Source organism: Mesorhizobium sp. M0152 (genome assembly GCF_040322415.1).
Classification (GTDB): domain Bacteria; phylum Pseudomonadota; class Alphaproteobacteria; order Rhizobiales; family Rhizobiaceae; genus Mesorhizobium.
The window spans coordinates 214,761-235,917 of the sequence record NZ_JAMYTH010000004.1 but is presented as its reverse complement, the minus strand read 5'-3'; the positions used below and the strand labels follow the sequence as shown (position 1 = coordinate 235,917).

Below are 21,157 nucleotides of genomic sequence, written 5' to 3'. Positions count from 1 at the left end.
TGGAGTTGTGGAGAATGGCTCCGGGCCGCCGGCCCGGAGCATTCGGCGACGTGCCTATTCGACCGGCTTGACGGTGTCCGTCGGCGGCTTCTGGTTGCCCCAGAAAGCTGGATTGTCGACGTTTTCCTTGGTGATGGCAGCGCCGGGGATTTTGATGTTCGGGCCCCAGGCTTCCTTGGTGACGGTCGATTTCAGGCCGAGCACATCATATTCGCCGGGCTTGATCTCTTGCTTGTTGGCGACCTTGTCCATGAACATGGCGACAGCCGCGGCTTGCGCGTAGAGCGGCTGCTCGACTTCGACGTTGAGCCAGCCCTTGCGGATCAGGTCCAGGCCGACAGGCGCGCCGTTCGAGCTCATCAGCATGACGTCGCCCGGCTTCTTGCCGGCGGCCTCGAGCGAGGCGACGGCAGCGACCGACAGGTGCGCGGCATGGCTGAAGATGAGGTCGATGTCGGGGTTGGCCAGCATCTGGTCTGCGACGATCGTGCCGGCATTGCTGGCTTCCCACTGCATGGCCGGGAGCGAGATGATCTTGACGTCCGGGAACGCCTTCATCTTCTCCTCGAAGCCCTTCTGGATGTCGAGCGTGTAAGGGTCGCCGGGATCGCCGAGCACCTGCAGCACCTTGCCCTTGACCGAGCCGTTCTTCGCCTTGAGCAGCTTCTCGGCCTGGTCAGCGGCGACGTAACCGATTTCGACCGTTCCCGCCACCGAGGTGAAGTCGGACGGCGTCGACGTGATCTGGCGGTCGAACTCGACCACCGGGATTCCGGCGGCGCGCGCGGCCTCGATCGACGGCTTCAGCGCGTTGAAATCGACGGCGGCCAGGATGATCGCCTTCGGCTTCAGCGCGATGACGTCGTTCATCTGCGACTGCTGAGCGTCGGTCTTGTTGTCTGCGTTCAGCGTCTTCATTTCGTAGCCGACCTGCTTCAGGAACAGCTCCAGCGCGCTGACCGAGCCGGTCTGGAACTCATCGAGCAATGTCGGCACCATATAGTAGACGATCCCCTTGGACTGGGCGAATGCCGGCGTGAGCGTGGCAAAGGCCAGTGCCAGGATACCGAAGATAGCAAGAAGTATTCGCTTCATGTCATTCGCTCCCTGTTGAGCCGGACCCCTCTTTGTCCCTCAGCCCGCCGGTCCGGCACCGGCGAGCGTCTCTCCGGTGATCATGTTGATCACCGCGTCGGGACTTGTCTTGTTGCGGGCAACGTCGCCCGCCACGACACCTTGCCGGATCACCACGATCCGGTCGGCGACCTGAAAAGCCTGCTGCATGATATGGGTGATGATGACGACGCCGATGCCCTGGTTCGCCACCTGGCGGATCATGTCGAGGCCGCGCCGCGTCTGCTCGACGCCGAGCGCTGCGAACGGTTCGTCGAGCAGGACCAGCTTGCCGCCCCAGTGCACGAACCGGTTGAGTTCGATGGCCTGCCGCTGGCCGCCCGAGAGGTGCTCGACATTGGTGCGCAGCGAGGGAATGCGGGTGCCGGCGCTGGCCAGCGCCTTTTCGACGACGGCCTCCATGGCGCGTTCATCGAGCACCGGAACGCCAAGAACCTTCCTGGTGATTTCGCGGCCCATGAAGAAATTGGCCACCACATCGACATTGGTGCACAGCGAAAGGTCCTGGTAGACCGTCTCGATGCCCGCGGCCTTGGCTTCTGCCGGCGTTTTGGCCAGGAACTCCTTGCCCTCGAACAGCATGCGGCCCGAGGTCGGCTCCAGCCCGCCGGCGATGATCTTGACCAGCGTCGACTTGCCGGCGCCGTTGTCGCCGAGCAGCGCCACGACCTCGCCCTTGCCGATCGAGAAGCTGATCCCCTTCAGCGCTTCGATCGCGCCATAGTTCTTAGTGACGTTGTCGAGCACCAGCAGGGGTTCGCTCATGCGGCAATCTCCTTGGCCGTCAGGAGGTCGCGCCCGCGTTCGCGCCCGGCGGTGAACATCTGGCCGAAGCGCGGCGACAGCACTCCGGAAACCGCAAGGGCGGCGGCGCCGCGCAACACCGAATGCTGTCCGCCGCGAGCGACCATGATGCGCGGCGTCGTGCGGTCCTTGCGCGCGGAGACGGAGTTGTGCAGGCCTGCCGCCGAACCAGCCAGCCGTTCGAGCAGGTCGGTGGACGCCAGCCCGCCAAGAATGACTGTTTCAGGGTCGAACAGATTCTCGATGATGGCGATGGCGTTGTGAAAAATCCTGCCGACTTCGGTGACCCAATCGGCCTCGCTGCCATTCCAGCGCCGAAGCGCTTCGAGCGAGAGGTATCTTTCGAGGCAGCCGCTATTGCCGCAGGGGCAAGGTTCGCCGCCGGGGACGACGGGGATATGTCCGATTTCGCCGGCGTTCCCCCAGGCGCCGCGCAAAGCGCCGCCGTCATGAACCATCACGCCGCCAAGGCCAACGCCGAAATAGAGATAGTAATATTCGGAAAAATCAGCGCCGAGGCCGTAGAGGCGCTCGCCCATGGCCGCGGCCGCCATGTCGGTTTCAAAGAAGGCCGGCAGTCCGGTGGAGGCCGCCAGCCGCTCGCGCAGCGCCACGTCCTTCCAGCCGGTCATCGTGGTCGGGCCGACAAAGCTCATGGACTCGACGCCAAACGGACCGGGAAGCGCCATGCCGATGCCGATGACACGGCCGCCGGCACGCTTCGCCGTGAGATCGTGGACCATGGCGCCGATCTGTTCGAACGCGTGATCGGGCGCCGCGTTGGGGGCGTCGCGATGCGCGCTCTCGATCACGTCGCCGCTAAGATTGATGAGTGCCGCATCTATCCCGAGCGGCGTCAGATGGATGCCGACGGCGTAGCCGCCCTCCGGATTGATGCGCAGCGTCGCCGGCGGCAGCCCGCGGCCCTTGGGTTCCTCGCGCACGGACAGGATGTAGCCCTGTTCCTCGAGCTCGCGGACAATGGTCGATACGGTCTGCACGGTGAGCCCGACGCGCGTGGCGATATCGCCTCGGGCAATGGGACCGTGACGGCGGATGGACTCCAGCACGATGCGCCGGTTGTACGGCCGCCCGAACTCCTGATTGGTCCCTCGCAATGCCATGCTTGCGCCCCCAGCTGACGCAAGGTTCGCACCAAAGATTTATTCAGTCAAATGGAATTCAAAAATATTTTTGCAGTTGGACAGTGCGTGCAACTTGGATGCCGTCAACCGAAATCCAGGTGCCGGTGAGCCATGGCCAGGAAAAGCCGCGGTTATCCAAGCGAACCGAAAAAAGAATGAGGCAGCGAGGACGTGGCCCATCTGGATTGCCTGGGAGCCGGGACAGCGCTGGTCTCTGAATACGGGGGCGCCGACCAGATCCCGGCCTGCGTGGCTCAGAGATACTGGGCGACCTTCTTGCCGACGGTGAGGAAGCGCAAGGGATCGATCGCTTCGCCATTGTGGCGGACTTCATAATGCAAATGCGGGCCGGTCGAGCGGCCGCTGCTGCCGGTCTTGCCGATGACGGCGCCGGCGTCCAGTTTCTCGCCGGCGGTCACGTCGATTTCGCTGAGATGCCCGTAGCGCGTCGCAAAGCCATTGCCGTGATCGACTTCCACCATGCGGCCATAGCCGCCGTTCCAGCCGGCCTTGGTGACGATGCCGGGCGCCGTGACCTTGGCGGCCATGCCGATCGGCGCCCTGAAGTCCATTCCCGAATGCAGCGCGGCGGTGCCGAGGAGGGGATCGGTGCGCACGCCGAACGGGCTGGTGACGGAGTGGCCGGGGGCTGGATTGGCAAGCGGCAGCTGGCGTGCTTCCTTCTTGAGGTGGTCGAGCGCGTCCAGCGCCTCGTCCAGTTCCTTGACCTTGCTGTCGAAGACCATCGAACTGTCGAGCGGGATCAGCGGTCCGCCGACATCGGTATCGTTCTTGCCGAAATCGCTGTCGACCGGCAGTCCGGCCGCCGCGAGCGCCTGCGTAATCGCGTCGGCGCTCTTGTAGGCGTTGTCGGCAAGCGTGCTGATGCGGCTGAGTTGCTCGCTCTCGATGGATTTCAGCGACTGGTTGATCGAGACGAACAGTCTGTCGGCACGATCGGCGGCCGAATCGCTGGGCAGCGGATCGGAGCGGGTCGACCACAATGAGAACGGCCTGGTGTCGCCGGCGCCAGCGGCGGCACTCAGGCTGGCGACGGCATAGTTCTGCGCGGGCTCGTTGATGCTGCCGGTCACTTCGGCGCGTTTGTCCGGTTTTCCGGCCGCTGCCGGATCCTCGGCCGGCGCGGTTCCGACTTCACCCTCGGCGCGTTCGAGCAGCGGGCCGAGGCGGCCATGGCGCTGGCTCAACTGGCTTTGGCGTTCAAGCAGTTCGCTGACCTTGGTTTCCATCAATTGCTGGTCGAGCAACTGGCGGCTGGTGATGCGGTCGACCTGGGCGCGAAGCGCGGAAATGCGGTCCTCGTAAGCCTGTTGCATGCGTGCCTGCCGCGCCGTGGTGGCGCCGATCAAGTCGTCGCGCAAGACGAGGTAGGAAGTGGCCAGGAGGTAGCCGATGGCGATGGCGGCCAGTGCCGAACCGATGAATGCCGCCAGCCAGGGCCGGATCGTGAAGTGCCTGATCTCGTCGCCCCGGGCGATGATGACCGTATGCGGCTCCTTGCGCCTGCCGAAGACCGCTGACTGACCGGTTACGTTCACGGGACCAAGCTTTCGTTACGACACCACGACAGCTGGACTACACATTATTAAGGTTAACAAAGTTTTGCGGGGCCGGGCGGTCGGTAACGAATGCTCGCGAGACGAGGTCGCAGGCGGCTATCGCTTCACGTTGGCCAATCGGCTTCCGAGCGCCGGTGCCGACTTCGACAATCGCCGCTTGTCCGCAGCGCCTTGAAATCGCGCGACGCCGCAGGATGCGTCAAAGCGCGCGGACGGCCTCCAGCACTTCCTCGGCATGACCCTTGACCCGGACCTTGCGCCAAATCCTGGCGATCCGGCCGTCGCGGCCGATCAGGAACGTCGCGCGCTCGACACCCATATACTTGCGGCCATACATCGATTTCTCGACCCACAGATGATAGGCTTCGATCACCTTGCGCTCCTCGTCGGCGGCGAGGTCGATGGTGAGATCGTATTTCGACTTGAACTTGTCATGTTTCTTGGCGCTGTCGGGCGACAGCCCGATCACCACGGCTCCGGCCTTCTCGAACTCCGGCTTCAGCTGCGAAAAGCTGATTGCTTCTTGCGTGCAGCTCGTCGTGTCGTCCTGCGGATAGAAATAGAGGACGACGGGCTTTCCGGCGTATGCCGCCAGGTTGAGCGAGCCGCCGCCATCCCGGGGCAGCTCGAACTGCGGCGCAAGGTCGCCTACGTCGAGGTCAGCCATACCGATGCCCTTGTTTGAGGTTACGCGCGAAGCCACACCGATATAGTGTCGAGCGGGGATTCGTCCACGAGCGAATTCGTACAACGGAAGATGGCGTGGATCAGGAGCAACCGCAGCACGAAAAGATCAGGTTCAGGCGGGATGAAATTACCGACCTGGGGGCCTTGCCGTCCGCCTGCCGGATCCCGCCGCTCGGCCAGGCACGGATCGGACGCGGCTTTCGCATCCTGGCGCGTGTGTTCGCCGGTTTCGCCAGCCTGATTTTGCTGGTGGCGGTCCTTGTCTACATGGTCGGTGTTTCCGGCGTCGGCTCCGATCGCCTTCAGGCCGAAGCGGAAACCGCCATCGAGAAACTCGCCGGCGTCGATGTCGACGTCTCGGTCGGTCCGGCGCGCATCACCCTTGACGGGTCGAGTTTCGTGGCCTTGCAGGTCAGCGATGTCAGCCTGAAAACGGCAAATGGCAAGCCGATGGCAAATGCCGGCCGCGTGCGCTTCGGCGTGCGCCTGATCCCGCTGCTCTGGGGCGATGTGCGGCTGACCAGCGCCAGGATCTCCGATGCGCGCATCGTCGTGGCGGCGATGCCTTCCGGCGGCGATTGGACCGCCGCCCTGCGCAACGAAAGTGGGCTCATCGATCCGGAGAAACTGTCCGATGCGGTGTTCGGCAACGTCCATCGCGCGCTCGACGCCGTGCGGGAAGATTCGATGCGCCGGATCGATCTCAGCAATGTCGAATTCGTTCTGCCCGACAGCGGGGCGGTCAAGATGGTCAGGATCGCCGACGCCACCGTCGAGCAATCGGGGCCGGGCGGCATGGAGTTTTCGTCCGAAGTGGACGTCGACGGCAGGACGGTTGCCGTTACCGCTTCCGCCAGCCGCGATGTCGCCGCGCACCGGATAACGGCGCTGGATGCCGATATCGATCTGGCGGATGCCAAAGATCTGGTGGATGCCGGCGGCACCAAGGCCGGCGCCGGCAGGCTGGGTGCGGTTACGCTGAAGCTGACGGGATCGGAAGGATCGGGCGCCAATGTCTCGCGGCTGACGGCCGGTCTGTCGTCGACCGGTTCCGTGCTCGATCTTGGCACACGCGGGCTGCTGCCGGCCGACGTCGATGTCAATGCCACGCTTGTCCATGGCAGCAACAAGATCCAGGTGGACAGGCTGCTGCTGAAGACCGGCCGATCGACATTCGATTTTGCCGGTTCGGTCGGCCCGAAGCCTGCGACGGGGGCGGCGGGTGAGGAGGCCTCCTACCGCTACGACCTGACCAGCGACGGTTCGAAGCTCGCGCCATCGGAATCGCCGGAGCCCGCGCTCACTTTCCTCGCTCGCATTGCCGGCGTCTACCAGCCCGTAAGCCACAAGGTTGTGGCCGAGCAGATCGCGATTCGTTCGGATTCCAGCGGCGAGGTGCTGGGAACCGCAGCGGTGAAACTCGTCGACGGCAAGGCGCCTGGAATCAATGTGGCGCTCAACATCCACAACATGCCGGTCTCGCACGTCAAGCAGCTTTGGCCGTGGTTTTCGGCGCGCAATGCGCGGCTCTGGGTGCTGAACAATCTGTTCGGCGGGCGCGTCGTCGACGCCAATCTTCAGTTCCAGGTCGTGCCGGACCGTCTTGGCAACGGCGTGCCCCTTTCGGCGGACGAAGTGTTCGGCCGCTTTCAGATCGAGGGATCGCGTTTCGACACGGCTGGCCGCATTCCGCCGATCCGCGATGCGGTCGGTATGGTCGCCTTCCACGGCAACGACGTCGACATCTCCCTGTCCTCGGGCACCGTCTTCATGCCGAGCGGGCGCACGGTGGCGGCCAGCAACGGCACGCTGACCGTCAAGGCGGCCAACCGTCCGCCGGTCGTCGGCGCACTCGACATCGACGTCGAAGGTGAAGCGTCCGCAGTCGCCGAACTGGCGTCCTACGAACCGATCAACGCCATGCGCCATGTCGGCCTGCTGCCGGAAGACCTCTCCGGCAGCGTCACCGGCCATGTCAAGGCCGATATCCCGTTGCAGTCCGGCGTCGACAGCTCGAAGCTCGATTGGCTGGTGTCGCTCGATTATAGCGGCCTGTCCCTGGCCAAGCCCTTCGAGGGGCAGGCCGTGACGGATGCCGACGGCTCGATCACGGTCGATCGCGAAAAGGCCGTGATCTCCGCCAAGGCATCGCTGAACGGCATCCCGGCCGAACTCGACCTGGTGGAGCCGCTGGAAGACGATGGACCGGCGCGCAGCCGCAAGGTGGCTTTGGTGATCGACGACAAGATCCGTGCCGCGGCGATGCCCGGCCTGACGCCGCTGCTTTCCGGGACGATAAAGGTCGCGATCGACAAGAGCGGCAATGGCGACCAGAACGTCTCGGCCGATCTGACCAACGCCCGGCTGGACATTCCCTGGGCGGGTTGGAGCAAGGGGGCAGGGATCCCCGCCAACGTCACCTTCGTCATGACCAAATCCGGCGACACCACGACGCTGTCCCACTTCGACCTCGACGGCAAGAGTTTCTCCGACGACGGCAGCGTCGTGCTGGTCAACGGCGCCTTGTCGTCGGCAAGGTTCGGCAAGGTCACCCTGAACAGGGGCGACGATGTCGCGGTGTCGGTGAAGCGATCGGGCAAGGGCTATGCGGTCGACATATCAGGCAGCGCGCTCGATGCCCGCTCGCTCGTCAAGCAGTTCACCTCGGACGTCGACACCGCGACCAAGACCACGGGTTCCGACGCCATTTCCGTCAGCGCCGATGTCGATCGGCTGACTGGTTTCCACGACGAGCAACTGTCCAACCTCAAACTCGACTACAGCGCGGCGGGCTCAAGGGTGAACGGGCTGAAGGTCGCTGCCACGGCAAGTTCCGGTGCCGCCATAGCCATCAACAATACGACCGGCAATGGGCGACGCGCGCTCAACGTGCAGTCGGCGGACGCTGGCGCAATCCTGAGATTCCTCAACGTCTACGAGCATATGGAAGGCGGGTCGATCACGCTGGCGCTGGCGGGAGCCACCGACGGGCCGATGAAGGGCAAGGTCGACACCAGCAACTTCTTTATCGTCAACGAGCCGAAGCTCGCCTCGATTGTCTCCACCACGCCGGCCGGCGACAACCGCAGCCTCAACCAGGCCGTCAAGGGCAATCTCGACACCTCGCGGGTCAAGTTCGAGCGCGGCTACGCCGAAATCGAAAAGGGTGGCGGTTACCTCAAGCTGGCCAATGGCGTGCTGCGCGGTCCGCGCATCGGCACGACGTTCCAGGGCACGCTCTATGACCAGGACAACAACATGGACATGACCGGAACCTTCATGCCGGTCTACGGCCTCAACCGCATTTTCGGCGAACTGCCCATCGTCGGCGCGCTGCTCGGCAATGGCCGCGACCGTGGCCTGATCGGCGTCACCTACCGGCTCAGGGGCAATGCCAACAAGCCCTTGCTGGACATCAATCCGCTCTCGGTCATCGCGCCGGGGATATTCAGGTCGATCTTCGAGTACCGGTGAGGCCGGTTGCCCAAAACATGCCCTACAGCAGCCAGCATCAGAACCCTTGGCCAGCTGAGCAGGAAAAGGGCATGAGCCTGGCTTAAATGCCGCACCAGCGGGCGATCACGGGCTCGGGACTTGCAAAAGCCGCACTTTGCCGTCAGCCTGAGCCGACAATGGCACGGCTTTCGCCAAAACATCTCGCTGTCATGCTCCTCGCGGTCTTTCTGGCTGCGGGGCTCAGCCTGTCTGCTGCTCAAGCTGGCGTCATGCCGGCCACCATGGCAAGCGGCATGGCCATGGCCGCCGATGCCGGCATGGGCGCCGGCGGCGCAATGAAGGGCGATTGCAACGCGTGCCTCAAGGACATGGCTGACAAAGGTAGCCTCAAGCAGTGTCCACCTGTCTGCATTGCACCGATGATCGGCGTGCTACCGCAAGATCTTGCCGTGACGATGGCGCTGCGCCCGCAGCAGCCGTCGGCGCAGTCCACCCCGTTCCTGCACGGGCGAAGTTCCCCGCCCGACCCATTCCCTCCCAGACCCGGCGCCTGACGCCGTTTCAGCCGCAACACGGCTGATCCCCGGCGCCTGATCGCCTGCGTTGCGCACTCTCGCGCCGCGGGCGTGCATAGCAGTCCAGTTCGATGCCGAACCGCTCACCATCGGTCGAGATCGCAAAGGGTTTGAAGGGTGAATGACGATTTCCATTGCAACATGTCGCGCCGCGCGTTTCTGGCGGCCGTGGCGGGTGCCGCCGCATCCGCGTCGATGCGCGCCGCCCGCGCCTCCGCCGTCGACGAACGCCAAATCAAGATCGCGCCCGGCGAAGCCCGGCTGAACGGCGCGAACGGTCCCTCCACCGCCGTCTGGACTTATAACTGCACCGTTCCCGGTCCGGCGTTGCGGCTCAGGCAAGGCCAGCCGGTCCGCATCGTCGTCGAGAACGGGCTGGACGAGGACACCACCGTCCACTGGCACGGCATCCGCCTGCCGAACGCCATGGACGGCGTGCCGGGGCTCACCCAGAGGCCGATCAAGCCCGGCGAAAGCTTCGTCTACGAGTTCACGCCGCCCGATGCCGGCACCTTCTGGTACCATCCGCATGCCGACAGCCTGGTGCAGATCGGTCGCGGGCTGGCCGGCCCGCTGATCGTCGAGGAGGCCGAGCCCGTCGCCTTCGACCGCGATCTGCTGTGGCTGCTGCAAGACTGGCGGCTTACTAAAGACGGCCAGGTCGCCGGCGGCTTCGGCAGCATGATGGATGCCTCGATGTCCGGCCGCGTTGGCAACCTCGTCACCGTCAACGGGCAGGCGCAGCCCGATCAAGCCGTGAGGGCCGGCGAACGCGTCCGGCTGCGGCTTGCCAATGCTTCGGTTGCCCGCTTGATGGCGCTGCGCTTCGAAGGACACCGGCCGGTCGTCGTCGCCGTCGACGGCCAACCCTGCGTCCCGCACGAGCCGGAGAATGGCCGTGTCGTGCTGGCGCCAGCGATGCGCGTCGACATCGTGCTCGACATGCAGGGCGACCCCGGCAGCCGCCACGCCACGATCGACGACTTCTACGACGGCCTTGCCTACACATTGGTCAATCTCGCCTATGACAAGGCGTCGCCGCTCAGGGCGCACCGGCTCGATGCGCCTGTCGGCCTGCCACGCAATCCACTGTCAGCGCCCGACCTCGCCAAAGCCGTGCGCCAGGAGATCGCGCTGCAGGGCGGCATGATGGGTGGCGGCAAGCTCGCCGGGGTGGGCGGCATGATGGGCATGGGCATGCCCGGCATGAACGGCGGAGCCGCCTGGGCCATCAACGGCATGTCGATGACCGGCGACGGCCATGCCGGCATGGCGCCGCAGTTCACGCTCGAACGCGGCACCACCTGTCGCCTCACCATGCGCAACGAAACCGCCTGGTGGCACCCGATGCATGTCCACGGCTTCAGCCTGTCGGTGCTCACTCGTAACGGTTCGCCGGTGCCACACCGGCAATGGCAGGACACGGTGCTGCTGGCGCCGAAGGATACGGTCGAGTGCGCCTTCGTCGCCGATAATCCCGGCGACTGGATGCTGCATTGCCACGTCGCCGATCACCAGATGGCTGGCCTGATGACGGTGTTCCGGGTGACCTGATTTTCAATTCAATCCATCAACCAAGGAGAACTGCAAAATGAAACTGACCTGCGCGCTGACCGCCTTTGGCCTCGCAATCGCAACGCCGCTGCCGGCGCTTGCCGCGACGATCAATGCGGTGATGTACAAGAACCCGCAATGCAGCTGTTGCGAGGCCTATGCCGCCTATCTCGAGCAGAACGGCTTCAAGGTCGACGTCAAGCCTGTCAACAATCTCTCCCAGATCAGCGGAGACGCCGGCGTGCCGGCCGATCTCGAAGGCTGCCACACGATGATGGTCGACGGCTATGTCATCGATGGCCTGGTGCCGGTCGACGTCGTCAAGAAGCTGCTTACCGAAAGACCGGCCATTGCCGGCATCACGCTCGCCGGAATGCCGGCCGGCGCGCCCGGCATGGGTGGCGAGAAGGATGGAACCTGGACGATCTACGCCTTCACCAAGGATGGCAAGGCGCCGACCGTCTATGCGACGCAATGAGCGCCCATGACCGCACGCAAACTGGCCCTGGCCCTATCGGCGATACTGCTCGCGACCTCGCTGCCCGCAACGGCGGTCGAGGCGCCGCAGAACTTCGCCGTTCTCGACACGCCCGCCGCCGTGCCGGAGATCGGCTTCGCGGACGCCGCCGGCCAGCCGAGGACGCTCGCTGACTATTCCGGCAAGGTGGTGCTGCTGAACATCTGGGCGACATGGTGCGCGCCCTGCCGTCAGGAAATGCCGACGCTCGACAGGCTGCAGGCCAAGCTCGGCGGGCCGGATTTCGAGGTCGTTGCGCTGTCGATGGACCGCAAAGGTCCCGACGCCGTGAGGAAATTCTTCGCCGAGACCGGCGTCACGCACCTCGCGCTCAACATCGACACCTCGGCCAAGGCGATGTTCACGCTTGGCGCCGTCGGCCTTCCAATGACGCTGCTGATCGACCGGCGCGGCAAGGAAATCGGCCGGCTGATCGGCCCGGCCGAATGGGACGCACCCGACATAGTCGAGTTCATCGGCGGCCGCATCGCCGCCGATCAGAAGGAAAAATGAACGATGCTTGTTCGGACACGGCACAAGCCGGCGGATCGTTGTCGCTTACCGGGTTGCATGCGCTTGCTGCTTGGCCTGATCGCGCTCGCGGCCGTCGGCTTCGTCCACGGCGCCCGGGCACATTCGCTGGCCGACATCGACGCCATGCTGCAGGGCGACGAGAAATATTTCCAGCCGATCGACAAGACGATGCCGGACTTCACGCTGCGCAGCGCCGACGGGCGCGTGGTGCGGCCGGCCGATCTCGCCGGCAAGGTTGTCGTGCTCCATTTCATCTACACCTCATGTCCAGACGTTTGCGCGCTGCATGCCGAGAAGATCGCCGAAGTCCAGAAAATGGTGAACTCGACGCCGATGAAGGATCGAGTTGTCTTCATCAGCATCACCACCGACCCGCGGAAAGACACGCCTGAGGTGCTGAAGACCTATGGGCCGACGCATGGGCTCGACCCGGTCAATTGGCTGTTCCTGACCACCGCCCTGGGCCAGCCGGAAGATGCGACCCGCAAATTGGCGGAGTCCTTTGGACACAAGTTCACCCTCACCGAAGACGGCTACCAGATGCACGGCATCGTCACCCATGTGATCGACGCGGAGGGCCGGTGGAGGGCGAATTTCCACGGGCTGAACTTCGCTCCGCTCAACCTCGTCACCCTCGTCAACGCGCTGACCAACAACCTCGAGCGCACGCACCACGAGCAGGACGAGGGCTGGCTGGCGAAACTGAAGAACTTACTGTGAGGCAGGCCCACCGCTTTCGAAAAGGGAAAGGGAAGCATATGTTGACCAAGGCGCACACGAGCCGGTTTTTCGGACGCATCTTCCGCACTATCCTGATTGCGGGCGTGACAGGATGGTTTCTGCTCAATCCAGGCGTTCAGAGCTTCGAACGATCGGCGCTTGCAGCCGGCGAAACGTTCCAGGACCAGCTCGACCAGCGGATCCATGACTATATCCTCGCGCATCCGGAAGTTCTCGTGCAGGCATTGCAAAGCCTGGACCAGCGCCAGCGCGAAGCGGATGCGGCCGAGGCCAGGAAGGTGCTTAAGGAACGCGCGGACGACATCTTCCGCGACAAGCAAAGCCCCATCGGCGGCAATGCGCAAGGCAATGTCACCCTGGTCGAATTCTTCGACTACAATTGCCCTTACTGCCGTGTGATGGCGCCGATCATGGACCAGGCGGTGGCCGACGATCCACAACTCAGGATCGTCTACAAGGAATTCCCCGTTCTCGGTCCGGATTCGGTGTTCGCGGCCAAGGCGGCGCTCGCCGCCGACAAGCAAGGCAAGTACGCGGCCTTTCACAAGGCGCTCTACGGAGCGAAGACAAGAGTGACAGAGGCGGTTGTGCTCAGGGTCGCCGACAAGGCCGGGCTGGACGTCGAGCGCATGAAGACGGACATGCGGCAGCCCGACATCCAGGCAATGATTGATCGCAACACGGAACTGGCCCAGGCGCTGAGAATCTCAGGAACGCCGGGCTTCGTCGCCGGCGACCGGATATTTCCCGGCGCGACCGATCTTGCGACGCTGAAGCAACTCGTCGAACAAGCGAGGACCGGAAAATGATCAACACCCCAAGTCGGCGCACCATTGTTTTTGGCGTGTTTGGCGTTGCTACGGCTGCGGGCTTTCTGGCGCGACCCGCTTCGGCCGTCGCCTTCGAGGATCGGGAATTAGCAAAGCGCTTCAGGGATCTAAGCCAGAACGGCAACAGTACCTGCTCTGCCAAGTTCACGGAGTCGATCGCCAGTATGCCGCCGATGGCGCGCATCAAAGGGTCGTGCTGCAGCCCGATGGACTTGAAGCGCTATGGCGAGCAGGTGAAAGGGCTGGTCAAATATCGATCCATCCCGATGATCCCCACTGATCCATACGACATACCGGCGGCGACAGCGCAGCAGATGCTGCCGTATTACGATCTCAAGCTCACCGGCGATGAGCAGAAGAGCTACGACTACGCGATGGCCAATTCCGAGGAGAAAGGTCCCTGCTGCTGCCCATGCTGGCGCTGGAAGGTGTACGGCGGACTGGCGAAATACCTGATCCACGAGCATGGCTTCGACGGCAATCGGATCGTCGATGTGTGGGATCTTTCCGACGGCTGCGGCGGAGCGATGTAATGTAGGCTTGCCGGGAAGATGGCATTCCGCCCGCTGAGCGCCGCCGCTCGCCAACCGGAATCCTCGTCGCCTTGACGGGCTTGCGCGGCGACCTAGTTCACCCTGCAATCGCCGAAGCGCGCCGGCGAGGCCGGCTCTCGTCACCCATGGAGGATGATTGCCATGATGGATGGCTCGGCTTGGATGATGGGCGGCATGGCGCTCATCTGGGTCCTGGTTTTCATCACGCTTGTGCTCGGCATAGCCGCGCTGGTCAAATACCTGCGAAGCTGATCCAGTTTGGCTCAGACCGGCCGCACCAGAATGTGCTTTTTCCTGCCGAGTGAAAGCTTTACGACGTTTTCCGGACTCAAATCCTGAGATGTCACCAGCCGGCGCTCGTCGCTGACCGGCTGGTCGTTCAGGCGCACGGCGCCACCTTGCACATGCCGCCGCGCCTCACCATTCGACGCCGCCAGCCCGGCGGTTACGAGCAGCGACAACACGCCAAGCCCGGCTTCAAGCGCTGCCTTGTCCACCTCGACGGTCGGCAGGGTTTCAGCGAGCGCGCCTTCCTCGAACGTCTTGCGCGCCGTGTCGCTGGCTTGTTCGGCGGCAGCACGACCGTGCAGCAAGCCGGTGATCTCGGTGGCAAGCACCTTCTTCGCCTCGTTGATCTCGGATCCGCCGAGTTGCTCCAGGCGCGCGACTTCGCCCAACGGCAGCGTCGTATAAAGTTTCAGGAAACGGCCGACGTCGGCATCCTCGGTGTTGCGCCAGTATTGCCAGAATTCGTAGGGGCTCAGCATGTCCGCATCGAGCCAGACCGCGCCCGAGGCCGACTTGCCCATCTTGGCGCCGGATGAGGTGGTGAGCAACGGCGTGGTCAGCGCATAGAGTTGCGCGTCCTCCATGCGGCGGCCGAGATCGATGCCGTTGATGATGTTGCCCCACTGGTCGGAGCCGCCCATCTGCAAGCGGCAGCCGAGGCGCTTGTGGAGCTCGACGAAATCATAGGCCTGCAGGATCATGTAGTTGAATTCGAGGAACGACAGCGACTGCTCGCGATCGAGCCGGAGCTTGACGGAATCGAACGCGAGCATGCGATTGACGGAAAAGTGACGGCCGACGTCGCGCAGGAAATTGACGTAGTTGATCTCCATCAGCCAGTCGGCATTGTTGACCATGATAGCGTCATTCGGGCCGCTTCCAAATTTGAGGTACGGCATGAAGTTGCGGCGGATGCCGGCGAGATTGTCGTCGATATCCTGCGGGGTCAGGAGCTTGCGAGCCTCGTCCTTGAAGGACGGGTCGCCGATCATCGAGGTGCCGCCGCCCATCAGCGCGATCGGCCGATGACCCGTCTGCTGCAGCCAGTGCAGCATCATGATCTGGATCAGCGAGCCGGCATGCAGGCTCTTGGCGGTCGCGTCGAAGCCGATATAGGCCGTCACCGTCTCCGTGGCGAAGAGATTGTCGAGGCCGGAATCATCCGAAGTCTGGTGGATGAAACCGCGCTCGTTCATCGTGCGCAGGAAATCGGACTTGAAGGCAGGCATGTTTTCTTTCCCGAAAGCGCCCGGCCGGTCCGGCGCGGGCGTATGTGAACGCGCGCGTTTAGCATCCAAGCGCGATCAGCAAAAGTGGAATCCCGGTTTTGCGTTGGATCGCGCGTCGACGAGGGGTCGCGATCAGCAAAAGTGGAATCCGGTTTTGCGTTGGATCTGGCGCCGAGGTTGTAGGACGCGGAGGCGATCACCCGTTGTTGAAACGCTGCAACGCGCCTTCCGGCGCGAATGCTTGCTTCATTGTTTCGGCTGGCGTAATGAGGCGCGCGCCAAAAGGTCCTTGCAGCCCACGACCTCAAGCGGCACCGCACGGCATCGACCCAATGCCATATCCGACGACAGAGCCCCACGCGACATGCCGGACGCATTGATATCCATCGTCATTCCTTGCAGGAACGAGGCGGCGAACCTGCCGCTGCTGATCGACGAGATCGAGGCGGCGATGGCCGGGCGCGACTTCGAACTGATCATCGTCAATGACGGTTCGACCGACGAAACCACTGCCGTGCTGGCCGAGCAGGCGGCGCTTCGGCCCTTTCCCGTGCGGGAATTGCGGCACCGGAAATCCGCCGGCCAGAGCCTTTCGGTGCGTTCGGGCGCCTGGGCGGCGCGCGGCGGCATCGTCGCCACGATCGACGGCGACGGCCAGAACGACCCGCAATACATTCCGGTGTTGGTCGATGCGCTTCGGCAGGCCGGGCCCGATTTCGGCGCCGCACAGGGGCAGCGCCTCAAACGCCGCGACAGCAAGGTCAAACAACTGGCGTCACGCTTCGCTAATTGGCTGAGAAACGCCATCCTGCATGACGAGACGCGCGACACCGGCTGCGGCCTGAAGGCAATCCATACCGACATCCTGCGCAAACTGCCGTTCTTCGACGGCACCCATCGCTTCGTCCCGGCGCTGGTCATCCAGGAAGGGTACCGTGTCGTGCATTGCGACGTCGTTGACCGCTCGCGCCGGCACGGCAAGTCGAACTACGGCATTTTCGATCGCGGCCTGCAGGGTGCGCTCGATCTCGGCGGTGTCTGGTGGCTGCGCCGCCGGCGCCGCAGGATGCCAAAAGTAGAGGAAATCAGGCATGGGTAGCGTGCTTCAGGAATTGGCGACCTGGCTTCACCAGGTCTTCATCAAGCAATTCGACGCGTGGGTCCTGCTCGGCTTCGTCGCCCAGTTCTTCTTCAGCATGCGTTTCGTCGTGCAGTGGCTCGCCTCGGAAAAGGCCAAGCGCAGCGTCGTGCCGGTCGCCTTCTGGTTCTTTTCCCTGTTCGGTGGCGGCCTGCTGCTGATCTATGCCATCCAGCGTCAGGATCCGGTTTTCATCGCCGGCCAGGCCTTGGGCATGTTCATCTATATCCGCAATCTTTGGCTGATCGCCAACGAGCGCAAGGCGGCGGCGATGACCAAGGTCGATTGAGCAGCCCGTCAGATAATTCTTTTTGCATGTCGCTTTGCCAAACCGCTGCACACTTTGGGCAACATGCATGACGCAAATGATCGGAGAGGCTGAAACATGGCGTTGAACAGGAATTACATCCTTCTCTTCCTGTTCAGCCTGGTGATGACGGTTTCGGGACTGGCATCCATGCCGCCGCTCGACCGCGACGAGCCGCGCTTCGTCCAGGCCACCAAGCAGATGGTCGAGAGCGGCGACTATGTCGACATCCGCTTTCAGGATGCCTCGCGCTACCAGAAGCCGATCGGCATCTACTGGCTGCAATCGGCGGCCGTGATGCTGAGCGGCGAGGGCGCCGAAGCACCGATCTGGGTCTACCGCACGGTCTCGGCGCTTGGCATCGCCATTGCGGTGCTGGCCATCGCCTGGACCGGCACCAATCTGTTCGGAGCCAGTGCCGGCATCGCCGCCGGTCTGGTGATGGCCGCGATCTTCGCCACCGCTTTCGAGGGCCGCGACGCCAAGACCGATGCGATGCTGCTGGCCTGTTGCGTGGCGGCGCAAGGCGCGCTGGCGCAGATCTACCTGGCATCGCGCCGCAACGAACCGGCCGCCGGCCATCTCTGGTGGATCTTCTGGATAGCGCAGGGCGCGGCGATCCTTATCAAGGGGCCGATCGGCCCGCTGCTGTCGGCGCTGACCATCGCGGTGCTGTTGGCCTTCGAGCGCGACGGGCGCTGGCTGTCGAAGCTGAGGATTGGGCGCGGCCTGGCGCTTGTTGTGCTGATCGTGTTGCCCTGGCTTGCCCTGATCACCTGGAAAAGCCATGGCGCTTTCCTGCAGCAGGCCGTCGGCAAGGACATGCTCGGCAAGGTCGCGTCGGGCGAGGAATCGCATGGCCTGCCGCCCGGCTTCTACATGCTGACCTATTCGCTGTTCATGTGGCCGTTCGGGCTGATAGCGGTCGGCGCCGGGCTCCAGGCCCTCAACCGGTTGCGCGACGACCCCCGGCTGCGCTTCTGCCTGGCCTGGTACATTCCGTTCTGGCTGGTGTTCGAGCTGATCCCGACCAAACTGCCGCATTATGTCCTGCCGGCCTATCCCGGCATGGCGTTGCTGATCGGCTGGCTGCTGACATTGTCGCCGCAGGACGCCAACGCACCGCTCAAGCGCTGGCAAGGTTGGCTGTGGTGGTCGACCGCATTCGGCCTGGTCGTCGTCAGCCTCGGCCTGGCGGCGGTCTGCGTCGGAGCGCCGCTCTATCTCGCCGGCACGTTCTCCTGGTGGAGCATTCCGGCTGCCGCGGCAGCGCTCGGCGCCGGCTACTTCGCCTTTTCCTGGCAGCTGCAGGTGCCGCTGCGCCGTATCGGCGCGGTCGCGGTCTGTGCGGGCATCACCTATGCCTTGCTGTTCGGCGTCATTGCGCCGTCCCTGAAGCCGATCTGGCTAAGCCCGGCGATCGAGGAAGCGATGCGCGCCGACAAGCCTTGCGACACCACGGTTCTGGCCTCGGCGGACTATCATGAACCGAGCCTGGTATTCCTGGTGGGTACGAAAACGGTTCTGACCGACGTCGATGGCGTCGCCAGGCATCTGCTTGCCGACCCCGCCTGTGCGCTGGCGCTGGCGCAGATCGGGGACGAGCAGAAATTGAATGGACTGCTGGCGGCACAGGGCAAATCGGCGAACCGCCTGACCCAAATCGATGGGCTCAACTACTCGTCGGGAGACAAACTGACGCTCGGTCTCTATCGTGTGGCCCAATGACGGCTCGTCGATGCCCATGACGGCAACAATGGGGTCGAGTTTCCAATGCTGGTGAAATCGCGCCCTTCAGTTTCCGGCCTGCTCCTTGGGGTGGGGCGCCGATCCCTGGACAATTTTCGCGATACGATGCGGATCGCGAAAGGGCGCTTTGCGTCTCGTCCCGCCAGATACCCGAACATCGTGTGGCAGGTCTGGGGGCTGGTCTGGGTCTTGCTGACGGCGCTGGCGTTTGTTCGCCTCGACACGCCGGCCGGGATGCTTCACGGCCAGTGGTCGGCAAATTTCGCTCGGCTTGCCGACTTCTTCACGCAATTCGGCCTTGGCGGCTGGTATCTCATCCCGTCGGCGCTTTTTCTCGCCGCGGCCAATCTGACCGATTGGCGAAGCCTGTCGCGACGATCGCTGATGTTGGTCTACAACTGGACCTGCCTGGCTTTTTTGGTGCTGAGCGCCGTCGGCCTGTCCGGGCTGACGGTCAATCTGCTGAAATATGCGATCGGCCGGGCTCGCCCGCTCTACTTCCAGGACTTCGGCATGCTGTCGCTGCGTCCCTTTGCTTTCGACGCCCGCTTCGCCGGCTTTCCGTCCGGCCATGCCACGACGATGGGCGCCGTGTTCGGCATTCTTCTGCTGTTGTTTCCGCGGCGCTGGTACGTCGCGCTGGCGATCACCGCCTGCATCGCCTCGACCAGGGTCTTCGTCGGCGCGCATTACCCAAGCGACACCGTCGCCGGCTTCGGCCTCGGCTGCGCCTTCGCACTGGTCTGCGGCATAGTCTTTGCCCGGCTCGGCTTCATCTTCCGCCCGGCAGCGTCGGGCTTGCCGGTTCGCAAAGCGTCCTTCCGGCTGATTGCCCCAGAAAGATAGGCGGCCGCCAGAGCATTCCAGGAAAAGTGCGAAACGCTTTTTCCGTCCGGAGTTGGGTCAACAACCGCCTTAATTGCCTTCCAGGCCGCCGTAGGACCTTACCAGGCGAACCATGTCGGACGAATTGATCGTCTCGCTTTCAAGCCCTTGCGCAACGCCGGCGCGATCGGCGACCGGACGGTTCTGGCTGACCTTCCACTTGCCGTGGATTTCGTTGATCTCGATCTCCAGCCCGATAATGCCCTTGATCTGCGACTGGATGAAGGGCGCGGGCGCGTCAGTCACCGCCCAGGGCGCCTCGCGGCTGCCTTCCTGGGACGCGGTCAGGTCGGCGATCTGCCGCGCCAGCCAGTCCTGGTCGTCGATCACTTTGGCCGTGCCGCGCACCTGCACGATGGCATAGTTCCAGGTCGGCACCACCTTGCCGGTCTCGCGCTTGGTCTCGTACCAGGACGGCGTCACATAGGCGTCGGTGCCCTGGAAGACGATCAGCACGGGCGATGCCGGATTGTCGGCGATGAGGCGCCATTGCGGGTTGGCCCGCGCCAGATGGGCGCGCAGCCTGCCGTTGGGTTGCGCGTCAGCGTCGAGCAGGAAGGGAACCGCGTTGGCGACCGGACCGTCGGGGCCGTTCGAGACAAGCATGCCGAGCGGATGCGCCCTGATCAGGCCGTGCAGCACTTCCGGCCGTGTTTCCTGGAAATGAGGAGGCTCGTACATATCCGTGCTCACGCCTCCTCTCGTCTATCTCAGCCGCTTCGGCCGCGGATCCGACAACTCGCCCGCCAGCCGGCGATCGAGATAGTCAGCGCATTCCTCGATCAACACGTCGGCGTCGTTGGCGAAGAAATGGTTGGCGCCGGGCAAGGTCTTCTGCGTGATGGTGATGCCCTTTTGCGTGTGCAGCTTATCGACCAGGCCCTGCACGTCCTTAGGCGGCGCCACCTTGTCGGCATCGCCATGGATGATCAGCCCCGAGGAGGGGCAGGGCGCCAGGAAGGAGAAATCATAGGTGTTGGGCTGCGGCGCGATCGAGATGAAACCTTCGATCTCGGGCCGGCGCATCAGCAACTGCATGCCAATCCACGAGCCAAAGGAATAACCGGCGACCCAGCAGCTCTTAGAATCCGGGTGCAGCGACTGCACCCAGTCAAGCGCTGCGGCCGCATCCGACAATTCGCCGGTGCCGTGATCGAATTCGCCCTGGCTGCGGCCGATGCCGCGGAAATTGAAGCGAAGGGTGGTGAAATCCCGCTTCTGGAACATATAAAAGAGATCGTAGACGATCTTGTTGTTCATCGTTCCGCCGAACTGCGGATGTGGATGCAACACAATGGCGATCGGCGCGCTCTTTTCCTTCGAGGGCTGGTAGCGTCCCTCCAGGCGGCCGGCCGGACCGGTGAAAATGACCTCAGGCATGAAATACTCCACTTGGTATACGAATGCGCGGCGCCCGGAACATGTCTTTCCTCTGGCCTTGACGCAGGGC

At 63.7% G+C, this 21,157-nt stretch carries 20 protein-coding genes; 12 read left to right on the top strand and 8 right to left on the bottom strand.

Annotation, left to right across the window (positions count from 1 at the left end; translation table 11 throughout):
* Positions 1 to 54: 54 nt before the first annotated feature.
* From NKJ26_RS06650 to NKJ26_RS06630, 5 genes are all read right to left on the bottom strand, one after another.
* The gene (locus NKJ26_RS06650) at positions 55 to 1,095 is read right to left on the bottom strand and encodes a sugar ABC transporter substrate-binding protein (protein WP_352602438.1); all 1,041 of its coding nucleotides are present in this window, start codon (positions 1,093 to 1,095) and stop codon (positions 55 to 57) included.
* Between the two features lie 39 nt (positions 1,096 to 1,134).
* Positions 1,135 to 1,899, bottom strand: a complete 765-nt coding sequence (locus NKJ26_RS06645) for an ATP-binding cassette domain-containing protein (RefSeq protein WP_352602436.1) — start codon at positions 1,897 to 1,899, stop codon at positions 1,135 to 1,137.
* Complete coding sequence (locus tag NKJ26_RS06640; protein ID WP_352602434.1) at positions 1,896 to 3,062, bottom strand: ROK family transcriptional regulator; 1,167 nt, start codon at positions 3,060 to 3,062, stop codon at positions 1,896 to 1,898. Before NKJ26_RS06640 ends, NKJ26_RS06645 begins: the two co-directional genes overlap by 4 nt.
* 275 nt (positions 3,063 to 3,337) lie before the next feature.
* Complete coding sequence (locus NKJ26_RS06635; RefSeq protein WP_352694632.1) at positions 3,338 to 4,642, bottom strand: peptidoglycan DD-metalloendopeptidase family protein; 1,305 nt, start codon at positions 4,640 to 4,642, stop codon at positions 3,338 to 3,340.
* Between the two features lie 220 nt (positions 4,643 to 4,862).
* Positions 4,863 to 5,330 carry a peroxiredoxin gene (locus tag NKJ26_RS06630; RefSeq protein ID WP_352694630.1) on the bottom strand — a complete coding sequence of 156 codons (468 nt, stop codon included), beginning with the start codon at positions 5,328 to 5,330 and terminating at the stop codon, positions 4,863 to 4,865.
* Between the two features lie 95 nt (positions 5,331 to 5,425).
* Here NKJ26_RS06630 and NKJ26_RS06625 point away from each other — a divergent pair, with 95 nt between their 5' ends.
* The 8 genes from NKJ26_RS06625 (at position 5,426) to NKJ26_RS06590 (ending at position 14,090) form a co-directional block, all read left to right on the top strand.
* Entirely contained in the window at positions 5,426 to 8,824 is a 3,399-nt protein-coding gene (locus NKJ26_RS06625) for a YhdP family protein (protein ID WP_352694627.1), read from the top strand.
* Between the two features lie 158 nt (positions 8,825 to 8,982).
* Positions 8,983 to 9,360, top strand: a complete 378-nt coding sequence (locus tag NKJ26_RS06620) for a hypothetical protein (protein WP_352694624.1) — start codon at positions 8,983 to 8,985, stop codon at positions 9,358 to 9,360.
* A gap of 138 nt (positions 9,361 to 9,498) precedes the next feature.
* Positions 9,499 to 10,935 (top strand): multicopper oxidase family protein, encoded by a 1,437-nt coding sequence (locus NKJ26_RS06615; protein WP_352694622.1) that lies wholly within the window; start codon positions 9,499 to 9,501, stop codon positions 10,933 to 10,935.
* A 37-nt stretch (positions 10,936 to 10,972) separates the two neighbouring features.
* Positions 10,973 to 11,413: a DUF411 domain-containing protein gene (locus tag NKJ26_RS06610; RefSeq protein WP_352694620.1), complete on the top strand. Its 441-nt coding sequence runs from the start codon at positions 10,973 to 10,975 to the stop codon at positions 11,411 to 11,413.
* 6 nt (positions 11,414 to 11,419) lie between these two features.
* Positions 11,420 to 11,965 (top strand): TlpA disulfide reductase family protein, encoded by a 546-nt coding sequence (locus tag NKJ26_RS06605; RefSeq protein ID WP_352602420.1) that lies wholly within the window; start codon positions 11,420 to 11,422, stop codon positions 11,963 to 11,965.
* Positions 11,966 to 12,022: 57 nt separating this feature from the next.
* Complete coding sequence (locus NKJ26_RS06600; RefSeq protein WP_352602418.1) at positions 12,023 to 12,706, top strand: SCO family protein; 684 nt, start codon at positions 12,023 to 12,025, stop codon at positions 12,704 to 12,706.
* Between the two features lie 41 nt (positions 12,707 to 12,747).
* On the top strand, positions 12,748 to 13,536 hold the full coding sequence (locus NKJ26_RS06595) for a DsbA family protein (protein WP_352602416.1): 789 nt from the start codon (positions 12,748 to 12,750) through the stop codon (positions 13,534 to 13,536).
* On the top strand, positions 13,533 to 14,090 hold the full coding sequence (locus NKJ26_RS06590) for a hypothetical protein (RefSeq protein WP_352694617.1): 558 nt from the start codon (positions 13,533 to 13,535) through the stop codon (positions 14,088 to 14,090). The genes NKJ26_RS06595 and NKJ26_RS06590 overlap by 4 nt, the downstream gene beginning before the upstream one ends.
* Before the next feature lie 284 nt (positions 14,091 to 14,374).
* On the opposite strand, the gene tyrS is transcribed toward NKJ26_RS06590, so the two are convergent.
* Positions 14,375 to 15,628, bottom strand: a complete 1,254-nt coding sequence (gene tyrS / locus NKJ26_RS06585) for a tyrosine--tRNA ligase (RefSeq protein ID WP_352602412.1) — start codon at positions 15,626 to 15,628, stop codon at positions 14,375 to 14,377.
* Between the two features lie 364 nt (positions 15,629 to 15,992).
* Here tyrS and NKJ26_RS06580 point away from each other — a divergent pair, with 364 nt between their 5' ends.
* The 4 genes from NKJ26_RS06580 (at position 15,993) to NKJ26_RS06565 (ending at position 19,668) form a co-directional block, all read left to right on the top strand.
* Positions 15,993 to 16,727, top strand: coding sequence for a glycosyltransferase family 2 protein (locus NKJ26_RS06580; RefSeq protein WP_352694615.1), 735 nt, complete (start codon positions 15,993 to 15,995; stop codon positions 16,725 to 16,727).
* The gene (locus NKJ26_RS06575) at positions 16,720 to 17,055 is read left to right on the top strand and encodes a lipid-A-disaccharide synthase N-terminal domain-containing protein (RefSeq protein WP_027028088.1); all 336 of its coding nucleotides are present in this window, start codon (positions 16,720 to 16,722) and stop codon (positions 17,053 to 17,055) included. The genes NKJ26_RS06580 and NKJ26_RS06575 overlap by 8 nt, the downstream gene beginning before the upstream one ends.
* 96 nt (positions 17,056 to 17,151) lie before the next feature.
* Positions 17,152 to 18,801 carry an ArnT family glycosyltransferase gene (locus NKJ26_RS06570; protein WP_352694613.1) on the top strand — a complete coding sequence of 550 codons (1,650 nt, stop codon included), beginning with the start codon at positions 17,152 to 17,154 and terminating at the stop codon, positions 18,799 to 18,801.
* A gap of 180 nt (positions 18,802 to 18,981) precedes the next feature.
* On the top strand, positions 18,982 to 19,668 hold the full coding sequence (locus tag NKJ26_RS06565) for a phosphatase PAP2 family protein (protein ID WP_352694611.1): 687 nt from the start codon (positions 18,982 to 18,984) through the stop codon (positions 19,666 to 19,668).
* A gap of 69 nt (positions 19,669 to 19,737) precedes the next feature.
* On the opposite strand, the gene NKJ26_RS06560 is transcribed toward NKJ26_RS06565, so the two are convergent.
* Both NKJ26_RS06560 and NKJ26_RS06555 read right to left on the bottom strand, forming a co-directional pair.
* A complete protein-coding gene (locus NKJ26_RS06560) occupies positions 19,738 to 20,388 on the bottom strand; it encodes an FMN-binding negative transcriptional regulator (protein WP_352694710.1) in 651 nt (216 codons plus the stop codon).
* 24 nt (positions 20,389 to 20,412) lie between these two features.
* Positions 20,413 to 21,087, bottom strand: coding sequence for an alpha/beta hydrolase (locus NKJ26_RS06555; RefSeq protein WP_027028091.1), 675 nt, complete (start codon positions 21,085 to 21,087; stop codon positions 20,413 to 20,415).
* Positions 21,088 to 21,157 lie beyond the last annotated feature (70 nt).

Coding starts and splice junctions, on each gene's coding strand:
- NKJ26_RS06650 (WP_352602438.1), bottom strand. CDS start 1,095: ATGAAGCGAATACTTCTTGCTATCTTCGGTATCCTGGCACTGGCCTTT.
- NKJ26_RS06645 (WP_352602436.1), bottom strand. CDS start 1,899: ATGAGCGAACCCCTGCTGGTGCTCGACAACGTCACTAAGAACTATGGC.
- NKJ26_RS06640 (WP_352602434.1), bottom strand. CDS start 3,062: ATGGCATTGCGAGGGACCAATCAGGAGTTCGGGCGGCCGTACAACCGG.
- NKJ26_RS06630 (WP_352694630.1), bottom strand. CDS start 5,330: ATGGCTGACCTCGACGTAGGCGACCTTGCGCCGCAGTTCGAGCTGCCC.
- NKJ26_RS06620 (WP_352694624.1), top strand. CDS start 8,983: ATGGCACGGCTTTCGCCAAAACATCTCGCTGTCATGCTCCTCGCGGTC.
- NKJ26_RS06610 (WP_352694620.1), top strand. CDS start 10,973: ATGAAACTGACCTGCGCGCTGACCGCCTTTGGCCTCGCAATCGCAACG.
- NKJ26_RS06605 (WP_352602420.1), top strand. CDS start 11,420: ATGACCGCACGCAAACTGGCCCTGGCCCTATCGGCGATACTGCTCGCG.
- NKJ26_RS06600 (WP_352602418.1), top strand. CDS start 12,023: ATGCGCTTGCTGCTTGGCCTGATCGCGCTCGCGGCCGTCGGCTTCGTC.
- NKJ26_RS06590 (WP_352694617.1), top strand. CDS start 13,533: ATGATCAACACCCCAAGTCGGCGCACCATTGTTTTTGGCGTGTTTGGC.
- tyrS (WP_352602412.1), bottom strand. CDS start 15,628: ATGCCTGCCTTCAAGTCCGATTTCCTGCGCACGATGAACGAGCGCGGT.
- NKJ26_RS06580 (WP_352694615.1), top strand. CDS start 15,993: ATGCCGGACGCATTGATATCCATCGTCATTCCTTGCAGGAACGAGGCG.
- NKJ26_RS06575 (WP_027028088.1), top strand. CDS start 16,720: ATGGGTAGCGTGCTTCAGGAATTGGCGACCTGGCTTCACCAGGTCTTC.
- NKJ26_RS06570 (WP_352694613.1), top strand. CDS start 17,152: ATGGCGTTGAACAGGAATTACATCCTTCTCTTCCTGTTCAGCCTGGTG.
- NKJ26_RS06560 (WP_352694710.1), bottom strand. CDS start 20,388: ATGTACGAGCCTCCTCATTTCCAGGAAACACGGCCGGAAGTGCTGCAC.
- NKJ26_RS06555 (WP_027028091.1), bottom strand. CDS start 21,087: ATGCCTGAGGTCATTTTCACCGGTCCGGCCGGCCGCCTGGAGGGACGC.